Origin of the sequence: Prochlorococcus sp. MIT 1303, from assembly GCF_001631965.1 — a bacterium.
Lineage (GTDB): Bacteria > Cyanobacteriota > Cyanobacteriia > PCC-6307 > Cyanobiaceae > Prochlorococcus > Prochlorococcus marinus_D.
The window spans coordinates 1-11,614 of sequence record NZ_LVHK01000033.1 but is presented as its reverse complement, the minus strand read 5'-3'; the positions used below and the strand labels follow the sequence as shown (position 1 = coordinate 11,614).

Sequence of the window (11,614 nt, the reverse complement as noted above, 5' to 3'; positions counted from 1 at the left end):
ACTCAAATCATGAGCCACTTGCAGCAATCCCTAGGCTTCACAGATACCTACTGGTGTGTACCTAAGTGCTCAGGGCTAACTAGAATTACAATTGCTCTGCAAAATTCCAATCCCGCCATCATTATGGATGTGAATAGTCCTTTCCTATGAATCAATCACGCTTTGTGGTCGTTGGCCTGGTGATGGCCTCAGTGCTTACCCCTCAGTCAGCCATCGCCAAATGTGAATTCCTCATGCCTATTGGCGGTGATGGCAACAAGATCGTCAAAAAGAGAGTAGAGCGTCCAAAGGGTTTGATGGGAAGTGCCTTTGGCCGCACAAACTGGAATACAGACTTTGCTGTTAATCAGCCCTATCGCAATTACAAACTATTCTTCACTGCAGATTCAACCGATTCTGCCAGCTACCCAATTCAGGCCTTCCTCAAGTTCAGCGATGGCAGCAACCTTCAAGTTGTCAACGAATCCATGCGGCCGCCAATGGGTACCGGGAAAATGTTTGGTCCTATCCAAGCAATTCCTGGCAAAGCGGTGAGTCAAGTGAATTTCAAGGTAGGAACAGCAAAGGATCCAGGCGCTACAGGGTTCAGCTACCGAATTTCTGTTCAAGGCTGCTGGTAATCCAGTTGAACCATTAGAAATTGACCAGAAAATCGGGGAGGGTCAAATTGCACCTTCTCCCGATTCTTGATTGATTCCTATCAGAGGGTTCATCGTTTGCGTTTTTTGATTCGAGCCTGAATGAATCAAAGTGCGGGTGGGGAATGGCATGCCTGCACCATGCACTTCAACCACATCACCAATCTTGAGAAGCAACCTCTGCTGCAAGGCCCAAGCATCGCTTAGATTGCCACTAGAGGAATAACAGACCAAGCGTAGATTCAGACTCGAATCACCATAGCCGGTGAAATTCACGGCCATTTTCTTGCTCTGATCTACATCTGAATGATTAACTAAAACCTGCTGAAGATCCCTCACAATCGACTCAATCTTTCTACGATCGCCATAATTAACACCAAATTCAATCCAAATCCTGCGGTTGTCTATATCAGCAATATTAACAACAGGCTTACTTGTAAAGATGTTGTTTGGTATGTACACTGGCTGGCGATCAGAGGAGCGCAATTTGGTATAAAACCAACCGATATGTTCTACATTCCCAGAAAGATTTTCGGAGGGAATATCGATGAAGTCACTTACAACAAAGGGACGGTTAATGTAAAGGCTAAGGCCGCTTAAGGAATTCGAAACAATCCCCTTGGCCCCGAAACCCAATGCAACGGCGCCAACCCCACCTGCGGTAACCAGTACAGCAGGTGAAATGCCCATCAGATGCATCACCTCCAGGCATAAAATGACCATGGCTGCAATACCGATGGTCTTCTGAACAACATCGAATAGGAACAGCCTGTCTTTTTCACCAAAGCCCTGCAGCATCTGAGTGGCATAACTGTCTTGGTTTTGCTTGAGCTCCTTCTTCCAAGACAGCAGCGTCCATGAAAGACCTATGACCACAAGAATTCCAAACGCCTTAACACCATCACGCGGGAATTGAATCAATGACGGATCCAACAAATCCAACAGCCAACAGATCACTCCTACAAGTGCGCAACTCAGAGAAATGCTTTGCCTGCTACTGAGCAGCAATCCACGCCGCAACGAACCTGAGCGGAACCGCCTGCCACAAGTGTCTAGCAACAACCAACTGACAATGGCCAAAACAAGGCCGGCAATCGGCACCTGAAGGTTGAAGGGAAGGGGTGTCATCAGAGGCATAAGCAAGATGCATCCGCACAGGTTTGAATTGTCTGCGAAGCGTTAGTTCTGCGAAGCCAATCGCTTCCAAACGGCTGGCCGGCGCTGATTAGCGAATTCTCCAGATTCTCGATGGCTTGACGGCCTTCTTTGCATCAGTTGAACACAGCATGAAGAGGCCATCACCTAGATTGTCTTGATGCCTGGCGGGTACCTCCTTCGGGAGGCAGGTCACTTCTGAAGCCGGTCGGGCCAGAAGCCCAACCTTACCCCCTGCATTTGCCTCATCCTCTGCTCCCGGACCTGGAAACCCTCGCCTCGGCGACGGCTGCAGCAAAAGGCTACAAACTTTGCTGTGTACAGGTATTCACCCATCTGATTCCTATGACCATCCAGGTGCAGATCCGTCGCAAGGATGGCAGTGATGTCTCCCTCGACGACTGTGCTCATTTCAGCGCTTCTATGGATGAAGCCCTGGAGGCTTCCCAACTTTTTACTGAAGCGTATGTTCTGGAAATCAGCAGCCCAGGGATCGGAGATCAGCTCCACAGTGATCAGGACTTCCTGACTTTCAGAGGCTTCCCTGTGGAGATCAGCTTCCGCGACGACGATTCAGACCTTCATCAATCCGGTCTCTTGCACAAACGATCCGACGAACATGTGCACATCAACATCAAGGGACGCATTCAACGCATACCACGTAAGGCTGTGACCTGCGTGCGCCTTACCAACCCCACGGGATAAATCACTTTAACGATCAGCTCAGCTTCAGCACCGTTCCACTCTTTCCATCGTCGATGGCTCTCGTTCTACTCCCCGGCCTCAACAACCTGATCGAAGACATCAGCGAGGAGAAGAAACTCCCTACCCAAGTGGTGGAAGCAGCCCTGCGTGAGGCCCTCCTCAAAGGATATGAACGCTACCGACGCACTCTTTATCTAGGTATCAGTGAGGACCCTTTCGAAGAAGAGTATTTCAGTAACTTCGATGTTGGACTAGAGCTCGAAGATGAAGGTTATCGGGTCCTGGCCAGCAAAATCATCGTTGAAGAGGTGGAGAGCGAAGACCACCAGATTGCTCTTCAAGAAGTGATGCAAGTCGCTGAAGACGCCCAGATCGGTGACACCGTGGTGCTCGACGTTACCCCCGAGAAGGAAGACTTCGGCCGGATGGCTGCCGCCACAACCAAGCAGGTACTGGCGCAAAAGCTACGCGACCAGCAGCGCCGCATGATTCAAGAGGAATTTGCCGATCTAGAAGATCCCGTGCTCACAGCTCGTGTGATCCGTTTTGAACGTCATTCGGTGATCATGGCGGTGAGTTCTGGTCTTGGGCGCCCTGAAGTTGAGGCCGAGCTCCCACGCCGCGACCAGCTCCCCAACGACAATTATCGCGCCAACGCCACCTTCAAAGTCTTTCTGAAGGAAGTCAGCGAAGTGCCCCGACGAGGGCCTCAGTTGTTCGTTAGCCGCTCCAACGCCGGACTAGTGGTTTACCTATTTGAGAACGAGGTGCCCGAAATCCAAGAAGGCTCAGTGCGCATTGTGGCCGTAGCCCGTGAAGCCAATCCTCCTTCTCGTTCCGTGGGCCCACGCACCAAGGTGGCAGTTGACAGCATTGAACGTGAAGTGGACCCTGTCGGCGCCTGCATCGGTGCCCGCGGCTCACGCATTCAGCAAGTGGTTAATGAACTACGCGGCGAAAAAATCGATGTGATCCGCTGGTCACCTGACCCAGGTCAATACATTGCCAATTCCCTTAGCCCTGCTCGCGTTGAGATGGTGCGACTAGTGGATCCAGAAGGGCAGCATGCCCACGTCCTAGTCCCCCCAGATCAACTAAGCCTGGCCATCGGACGAGAAGGACAAAATGTACGCCTAGCAGCTCGTCTAACCGGATGGAAAATCGACATCAAAAACTCCCAGGAATATGACCAGGCCAGTGAGGACACCACCGTCGCCGAGCTGATTTCTCAAAGAGAGGAAGAAGAGGCTCTCCAACGCGATGCCGAATCCCGTTTGGCTGCTGAACAAGCCACCCGAGCAGAAGAGGATGCACGCCTAAGAGAGCTTTACCCCCTACCGGAAGATGAAGAAGAGTACGACCAAGAAGAACCTGCTAAGACGATGGCTGAAGACGAAAATGCATCCGACGCCGACGGCCAACCTGACGACTTAAGCAGCCAACTTGACACCTCAAGCGAACAACTCTCAAATGAAGAATCAGTAGAGGAAGAGGACAGAGCCCGGTGAACCAACGCCCCGTCCTGCGTCGCTGCGTGACCTGTCGCCAACTGCTGGATCGCCAGCAGCTTTGGCGGGTGATACGCGACCATCAGGAGGGTGTAGTCCTCGATGAAGGGATGGGTCGATCGGCCTATCTCTGTCCAAACGAGGCCTGCCTAGAGGAGGCACTCCGCCGCAAACGTCTACAGAAAGCCCTGCGTTGCCAGGTGCCCAATAGCGTTGTGGAGGTGCTGCAAAAGCGGCTCAATCACTCCTTTGATTCCGCCGCTGAGGCAAAATAAACAATGGCCCCGACTTGCTTGGAGCCCCGAGGCACTTCGTGCCCGGACCGACAGGAGCTTTTAATGACCAGCAGCGGCAAAATTAGAATTTATGAGCTGTCCAAGGACCTAGGCCTTGAGAACAAGGACGTGCTCCATGCCGCTGAGAAACTCTCAATTGCGGCCAAGAGCCATAGCAGTTCCATCAGTGACGATGAAGCAAAGCGCATCCGTGGCCTGTTGCGCCAAGGCTCCGCTGCTAATTCAGCTCCACCAAGCAAGTCGGAACCTGGAAAGACAATTCTGTCGGTGAAAAAAGCAGCGCCCACTGCCATTAAGGACGTTGCGCCACCAATGCGAAAAGCTACAAGCAGCTCAGAGATCAGCCAGGTCAAGCCATCCGCGCCTGCAAACCCCACACCAACAAGCCCTGAACGACTCTCAACGGAATCGGTCGCTCATCCTGCTCCACCGACTCGCCCAGTAAACCCCACTCCAACCCCGACAAGCTCGCCACCAAAAACAGCAGATCGTCCTGTCAACGCTCCTATCAGTCGTCCAGCAACCCCCAGCCGACCCACCGCTCCTACACCAAGATCAGCAAACAAACCCTCCTCCCCCGTACCTCCAAGCACGGGGAGCAAACACCCACGTGCCGGTCAGACGTCTACTTCGAGTAAAGCAACCACCGTTAGTGGAGGAGGCCCTCGTCCCAAAATCATCTCTAGGCCACAATCGCCAGCAGCGCCAGGACGCAGCGCACCCCCGGCCAAGCCATCAATCCCATCTGATCGCAAAGCTCCAAAACCAGAACTGGTGGGACGCCCTAAACCCAAGCGTCCTGTCGTAGCCCCTCCGAGCCGACCAGAGCCAGAGGGACAACGCCCTGACAAAAAACGGCCCGGAATTAGTCCACGACCGATCGGCGGACCAAATCAGCGCGCTAACACGCCCCAGCGCCCCGGCGCCCCCATAAGGCAAGGCAAAACCAGACCAGGACAGCCTCGTTCTGCAGGCAACACCCTCGAATTAGTGGGCAAGCCCATTCGGCGTGATCGATCCGACGCTGGCTCCGCAGGACGGGATAGCAACAACCGCCCAGGAGCACCCACCCGCCCAGGCATGCCTGCAGGCATGCGCAAACCGGTGGCACCTGGAGAGCTGATGCAGCTTCAAAAGCCCACCGGTAGACCTGGCACACCACCGCCACGCCGACCGGACGGAACCAGCGTCGGAACCCGCGGAGGATCCGAGGGAGCCACTCCACCTGTGGAACGCCCTGCCTCACCCACAGCACCCAAAAGACCTGGTCACCGCCCCGCTCAAGCCCCTGCTGCCGGAGCCCCAAGGAGGCCAGGTAGACCGGAGTGGGACGACAGCGCCAAGCTTGAAGCCCTGCGCAACAAGTCTCCCCAGAAGCAGCGCCAGAAGGTGCACATCATTGGGGAAAATGATGATGCCCTCACCGCAGAAACAAGCGGCTACGCAGGAGAACAACAGGCCGTCGTACTGACGGCCAGCCTGGCCCGGCCCGCCAAACCAAAATCGCAGAAAAAGCCCGCCTCCAAACCCGTGGCGGCATTACGCAAGCGCAAAAAAGAAACCACCCGACAAAGGCAACGCCGACGGGCAATGGAGCTGCGTGCAGCCCGCGAAGCGAAGCAGGTCAGGCCAGAAATGCTGATTGTTCCGGAGGCCAACCTCACAGTGCAGGAGCTGGCAGACATGCTCAGCATAGAGAGCTCCGAGATCATCAAATCCCTTTTCTTCAAAGGGATTACCGCCACAGTTACCCAGTCACTAGATCTTCCCACGATCGAAGCAGTGGCCGAGGAGTTCGGGGTACCTGTCCTTCAGGACGACATCGAGGAGGCAGCCAAAAAGACAACGGAGATGATTGAGGAGACTGATCTAGCCCACCTGATCCGCCGTCCACCTGTGGTGACCGTGATGGGTCATGTCGATCACGGCAAAACCAGCCTGCTGGATGCAATCCGCAAAGCCAGGGTTGCCGCAGTTGAAGCCGGAGGCATCACCCAGCACATCGGTGCCTATCAGGTGGAGATTGATCATGGCGGTCAGCCCCGCAAGATCACATTCCTTGACACACCAGGCCACCAGGCTTTCACTGCCATGCGCGCCCGCGGCACCAAGGTCACGGACATAGCAGTACTAGTGGTTGCTGCTGATGATGGTGTACGCCCTCAGACCCTGGAGGCCATCAGCCACGCACGCGCTGCCAAGGTTCCGATCATTGTGGCGATCAACAAAACGGACAAGGAGGGAGCCTCGCCAGAACGGGTCAAGCAGGAACTTTCTGATCAGAACCTGCTCTCCGAAGAGTGGGGAGGTGATGTGGTGATGGTTCCAGTAAGTGCCATCAAGGGCGAGAACATCGACAAACTTCTCGAGATGATTCTGCTGGTCACCGAAGTTGAGGATTTACAGGCCAACCCTGACCGTCTGGCCAAAGGCACCGTTATCGAGGCTCACCTCGACAAGGCCAAAGGGCCTGTTGCCACATTGCTAATCCAGAACGGCACCCTCAAAACCGGAGATGTACTCGCCGCCGGCCCAGTGCTTGGCAAGGTACGAGCCATGGTCGACGACAGCGGAGCCCGACTCAAACAAGCTGGCCCGTCTGGTGCCGTAGAGGCCCTCGGCTTCAGCGAAGTGCCAACAGCCGGAGATGAATTTGAGGTCTACCCAGATGAGAAGTCAGCAAGAGCCGTTGTGGGAGAACGCGCCTCCGATGCCCGTGCCACCAGGCTGGCCCAACAGATGGCCTCAAGGAGGGTGTCCCTCGCAGCCATGTCTGGCCAAGCAAGCGATGGCGAACTCAAGGAACTCAACCTGATTCTCAAAGCCGACGTTCAAGGCAGTGTGGAAGCCATCTTGGGATCCTTGGAACAATTGCCGAAGGATGAGGTACAGGTTCGCGTGTTGCTCTCCGCGCCGGGTGAAATCACCGAAACTGATGTGGATCTTGCGGCTGCATCCGGGGCTGTGATTGTTGGCTTTAACACATCCATGGCCTCTGGAGCCAAGCGGGCCGCGGATGCCACGGGTGTAGACGTTCGTGATTACGACGTGATCTACAAGCTTTTGGAAGACATCCAGATGGCTATGGAAGGTCTACTAGAGCCAGAACTGGTGGAAGAATCGCTTGGAGAAGCAGAAGTGCGTGCCGTCTTTACCATCGGCAAGAGCGCCGTGGCGGGTTGTTATATCACCGCAGGCAAGCTGCAGCGCAACTGCAGAGTGCGCGTACGGCGTGCCAAACAGGTGGTATTCGAAGGCGATCTCGACTCCCTGCGCCGCAACAAAGACGACGTCAAGGAGGTGGCCACAGGCTTCGAGTGCGGCATCGGCTGTGATCGCTTTGCTAACTGGGAAGAACGCGACATCATTGAAGCTCACAAACTAGTGACCAAGCGACGCACCCTGAGTAGCTCATGAGGTTTCGCCCCACCTACAACTTGTTGTGATTGCCCAACGCGAACCACTGCTCTGGCTTCAGCTCATCGCTATTGGGGCGATCCCGATAGAATTGCTTTTACTGAGACTGGTTTTAGCCGGGGCAGATCTGGGGCCTGTTCCAGTCTTCGAACGTCTACTCACCTGGGCTGTAGCGGTGTTAACGCCAACCCTCGTCCTCTGGAAACGCCCTGCCGACTGGGGATCACTACTGCTACTGCGGCGCCCACTGAGTCAACGCTCAGAGGCCCAGCGCCAGCTCAGTGGTCTTCAGCAGAGCTTGATCCCTCGCTTGAGCCTCTTGGTTGGATCAACAGCCCTACTGGCGATGTTCTGGTGGATCGATCAATCCTCCATTTTGGTGATGGACCTCTCGCCATTACAAGGCAGCTCTCGACTGGTCACACTGCTTACGGCCATCCCCCTACTTGCTCTCGTTCTTTGGCAGTGGCAACAGCTCACCCAGAGCCTCTGGCTTCTAACCCGCTCCGATCAGGAACTTGCCCAGGCCCCCTCTCTAAGCGAAGAACAACTTCAGCATGAACGACTTTGCCTGGGGTTGAGTCTGCTCACCATGCCGGCACTCCAAACCACTCCTTCAAGTTCCGCGACGGCGATCAATCCAAAGCAACCCACCAGTAAGGAGAAGCGCTCCGATCTGAATGGAGACATCAGAGAGGGGAACAATGCTCCCGGAGGAAGCACGCAAGCCCATCGTCAACAGACCGATACAGGCGGAAGCGAAGAAAGCGAACCAGAACACCCGCCGGAAACCCCGCCAAGGGCTGAGTGACTCTTGGATCAGTCGTTCTCTTAGCTCAGGATCCAACTTTGAGCCAGGACCAGAAGAATCGCCCAACAGTTCAAAAGCGCAATGCTTGAATGTTAAGTTCCGCTCACTGCCGGTGTAGCTCAGGGGTAGAGCAACTGATTCGTAATCAGTAGGTCGCAGGTTCAATTCCCGTCACCGGCATCACTCTTTGCAATCTTTCTCAGAGACCTTGGAGCAACATGCCTTTTAAAAGCCAAAGGTATATACGATCCCTATAGCCAAAAGCCAACCATGAGCAAAATACTAAAAAAGGCATATTTAGACCTGATTGCTCCTCAAGCAGCCGCCAGCTTTTAACGTATCTGAGCCACAATTAGCCAAATCATCGCTGATCCACTAGGCAGAATACCTTCAAATCTTTCGTCTAGCTTAGAAAAGGTATTAAGCAAGTATAGCACTATTCCTAAAGAATTATCCAAGATTTGCATCGCCTAACCCTTGGTAAGTTGATCACTAAAAAAGAGCGCAAAAGGGTAAGCATCATATGTTGTTGCACTTAACAATGGCCTAAAAGGTTAAATGCGAGAAGAAATCTCGAATCATCCAAAGAGATTCAGCAAACACTTTTACCAAAAGAAACCAAAAACAGCCGCATACGACTTCTGCTCGACCCAGGCTATCGATCTAGGAAGCACCATAAATCAAAGCAGATCAACAAAGGTCCCTATCAAGAATCAACAGATCTTCCAAAAGATCATTGCTGATCAAAGAAAGTAAATTAAATTAAAACCAGATTCCTGAACTAATTACCAGAGCTATTGAGCCTAACTCTCGAGCAAAACTTTACTGACATGATCCTGTCTCAACACCATTAAAGCAGTTCCAGTTTGTGTAATCAGTGAATCAAACAAGATCGCTGTTGAAGCACCAATGATTGACGCAACAAAAACGGCAATCATTCCTTCTCCAAGCTCAGTAGATTGCTTCATCTTTTGCATGGTGTGACTCTAATCGCTGCAAGCAATCTCTTCCATGTCTGCCGACTAAGCATTGTTCTGAGTCAAACGCAATTGTGAGATTGATCACATATCAGGAGATCAGCCCTGCTGGCGAAAGCAGGCATTGTCCTCACAAGCCTCTGGGAATGCATTGGTTTTGCTGCCCATTAAGCAGACCTGCCCTCCAGTAGTGGCCTTTGCATGCCTAAACAAGCCCAGCGAGCAGCAGCAGCAAAGAGAGTTCAACTGCCCCAATAACAATCTCTAGCATTAAGACATAAATCTTCCGAAATTAGCCTAACAAGACTAATCGCCTGTACTCATCTTTAATACTATTCAAAAGCAACCATTTAAATCATCGCATTCTCGCACGCCTAGGCCTGCCATAGGCACAAGAAATTTCCAAGGATCGCTAAAAAATGCACCATTCTTTATTGAACATCATACGACTCAATAATTTCGAAAGGACGAATATCCTCAAATGCCAGTGCTGAGCAAATTTTGTTAAGCCTGATTTGTTATAGCTGTCAATTCAAAGGCAATAATTAATCCTTGCAATAGAAGTTAATCCAATCCAGTATTCTGCATAAGTGTTGCAAGATCTCCTCCAATTACAGCTATAAACATCTGGGACAATAGTCCAACAAACTAGAAGTTCACCTAGGCGAGGTCATTAGAGGCATGGAATCCACTCGCCTGAAGCGAATGCACGACAGTTACAAAAAGGACGCCCAACTCGATGAAGTGTTTGTCGTTCTGACGATCGGCGCCAGCATGATTGCCACCTTGGGCCTGCAGGCCAACAGTGCTGCGGTGGTAATTGGAGCGATGGTTGTCGCCCCATGGATCGAGCCCCTACGAGCAAGTGCCTTCGCGGTGTTAATTGGCGATATAAGACTATTGATTGATGCCCTCCTAAGCCTCTTCGTAGGAGTGTTCATTACCATCTTGCTCTCCGCCTTGCTGGGAGAAGTCGCGAACCTCCCCAAATTGGGTTCGGAAGTTTGGGACCGCACGAGTCCAAACCTGCTCGATCTAGGCATCGCCTTAGTCGCAGGTGCAATGGCCATATACGCAAAGTTGCGCAGAGACGCCGTGAGTTCCCTCGCCGGCACAGCCATTGCCGTGGCTCTCGTTCCACCGATCTGTGTGATGGGTCTATTAATTTCTTATCAAAACTGGGCCGATGCCTTTGGGGCCGGATTGCTATTCGCTACCAACCTGCTCGGCATTCTTAGCGGTGGGCTTGTGATGATGGCCTGGAAAGAGCCCTCCTTTCTTCAGCGACTACGAGAAAGCAACCTCAGCGCCGCCAAATTTTTAGTGACGTTTGGCTTAACAGCACTACTGCTGATTCCCCTAACCAAACAGTTTGTGAGCCTTGTTGGCGAAAAGGATAGGGAGCAGACGCGCGACCAAATTCAACGCACGATTGAGACCTTCCTGAAGCGAGAGACCCTGACCTTCGGTGGCAAGGAGGCGAAGGCAAAAGTGGCAAGTCTTGAGATCACCTGGGAAAAGAACCCACCAGAGATTCTTCTTGTGGTATTAGTCACCAACCCTGCACAGCCCAGCCTCAAGCAGGTCTCAGCTGTACAGAAAGAAATCAACAAACGCCAAGAGCTGGATTACCAACTCATTGTTCAACGCGTTGTTGTGGTAGAAGGTCCTCCAGAGGAACCCAATCTGATCACAGGAAAAGAAGGGAAACTGATCAAAGATCCCACTCCAGAACTCACCACAAATACCATTAAAGACAAAGAAGAACAGTTTCAAACACAAGAACTAGGTATAGATCAGGAGCAAGAAAATATGCAACAAAGAACTCATGAAGCGACAACTCAACCAGCTGAGGCCAAGACTCCCTAAAGCCCTAAGACTTTGACTTTGACTTTAAACCTGATGCGAAAATTGTTGTTTTGATTCGTTCAGAAGCTCCCTGAGTTAAATGATCTGAGCTAATACACCAGAACAATCATAAAAAAACCCCCTCTTTAGAGGGGGTTGTGAGGTTCAGCTGCTGCCAAACCTTGTATTGGGGCTGATCAGATCAGCCAATCGCAGGAGCAATCAGAGCCACAGGTGTGGACTCAGCAGCTGCCAGGTC

8 protein-coding genes, 1 tRNA gene and 1 pseudogene are annotated in these 11,614 nt (G+C 52.5%); 8 read left to right on the top strand and 2 right to left on the bottom strand.

What is annotated here, in order from left to right:
* Positions 1-146 precede the first annotated feature (146 nt).
* Complete coding sequence (locus PMIT1303_RS02765) at positions 147-620, top strand: hypothetical protein (protein WP_063397416.1); 474 nt, start codon at positions 147-149, stop codon at positions 618-620.
* Between the two features lie 42 nt (positions 621-662).
* On the opposite strand, the gene PMIT1303_RS02760 is transcribed toward PMIT1303_RS02765, so the two are convergent.
* Positions 663-1,766, bottom strand: a complete 1,104-nt coding sequence (locus PMIT1303_RS02760) for a mechanosensitive ion channel family protein (RefSeq protein WP_231901260.1) — start codon at positions 1,764-1,766, stop codon at positions 663-665.
* Between the two features lie 267 nt (positions 1,767-2,033).
* On the opposite strand from PMIT1303_RS02760, the gene rimP reads away from it, so the two are divergent.
* The 5 genes and pseudogenes from rimP to PMIT1303_RS13045 all read left to right on the top strand — a co-directional run.
* On the top strand, positions 2,034-2,498 hold the full coding sequence (gene rimP / locus PMIT1303_RS02755; RefSeq protein WP_063397414.1) for a ribosome maturation factor RimP: 465 nt from the start codon (positions 2,034-2,036) through the stop codon (positions 2,496-2,498).
* Positions 2,499-2,551: 53 nt separating this feature from the next.
* Positions 2,552-4,006, top strand: coding sequence for a transcription termination factor NusA (nusA, locus tag PMIT1303_RS02750; RefSeq protein WP_063397413.1), 1,455 nt, complete (start codon positions 2,552-2,554; stop codon positions 4,004-4,006).
* A complete protein-coding gene (locus PMIT1303_RS02745; protein WP_011130895.1) occupies positions 4,003-4,281 on the top strand; it encodes a YlxR family protein in 279 nt (92 codons plus the stop codon). Before nusA ends, PMIT1303_RS02745 begins: the two co-directional genes overlap by 4 nt.
* 63 nt (positions 4,282-4,344) lie before the next feature.
* The gene (gene infB, locus PMIT1303_RS02740) at positions 4,345-7,719 is read left to right on the top strand and encodes a translation initiation factor IF-2 (protein ID WP_063397412.1); all 3,375 of its coding nucleotides are present in this window, start codon (positions 4,345-4,347) and stop codon (positions 7,717-7,719) included.
* Positions 7,720-7,744: 25 nt separating this feature from the next.
* Positions 7,745-8,302 (top strand): annotated as a pseudogene (locus tag PMIT1303_RS13045) (low-complexity tail membrane protein); the annotation flags it as partial.
* A gap of 33 nt (positions 8,303-8,335) precedes the next feature.
* On the opposite strand, the gene PMIT1303_RS14320 reads toward PMIT1303_RS13045, so the two are convergent.
* Positions 8,336-8,500 (bottom strand): photosystem II assembly family protein, encoded by a 165-nt coding sequence (locus tag PMIT1303_RS14320; RefSeq protein WP_369818040.1) that lies wholly within the window; start codon positions 8,498-8,500, stop codon positions 8,336-8,338.
* A 138-nt stretch (positions 8,501-8,638) separates the two neighbouring features.
* Between PMIT1303_RS14320 and PMIT1303_RS02730 the strand changes: the two genes are divergently transcribed.
* Both PMIT1303_RS02730 and PMIT1303_RS02720 read left to right on the top strand, forming a co-directional pair.
* Positions 8,639-8,710 (top strand) — tRNA-Thr (locus tag PMIT1303_RS02730).
* 1,478 nt (positions 8,711-10,188) lie between these two features.
* Positions 10,189-11,376 carry a DUF389 domain-containing protein gene (locus tag PMIT1303_RS02720; RefSeq protein WP_063397409.1) on the top strand — a complete coding sequence of 396 codons (1,188 nt, stop codon included), beginning with the start codon at positions 10,189-10,191 and terminating at the stop codon, positions 11,374-11,376.
* Positions 11,377-11,614 lie beyond the last annotated feature (238 nt).

Excerpts from the sequence above, each read along its gene's own strand:
- PMIT1303_RS02765 (WP_063397416.1), top strand. The coding sequence starts at position 147 with ATGAATCAATCACGCTTTGTGGTCGTTGGCCTGGTGATGGCCTCAGTG.
- PMIT1303_RS02760 (WP_231901260.1), bottom strand. The coding sequence starts at position 1,766 with ATGACACCCCTTCCCTTCAACCTTCAGGTGCCGATTGCCGGCCTTGTT.
- nusA (WP_063397413.1), top strand. The coding sequence starts at position 2,552 with ATGGCTCTCGTTCTACTCCCCGGCCTCAACAACCTGATCGAAGACATC.
- infB (WP_063397412.1), top strand. The coding sequence starts at position 4,345 with ATGACCAGCAGCGGCAAAATTAGAATTTATGAGCTGTCCAAGGACCTA.
- PMIT1303_RS02720 (WP_063397409.1), top strand. The coding sequence starts at position 10,189 with ATGGAATCCACTCGCCTGAAGCGAATGCACGACAGTTACAAAAAGGAC.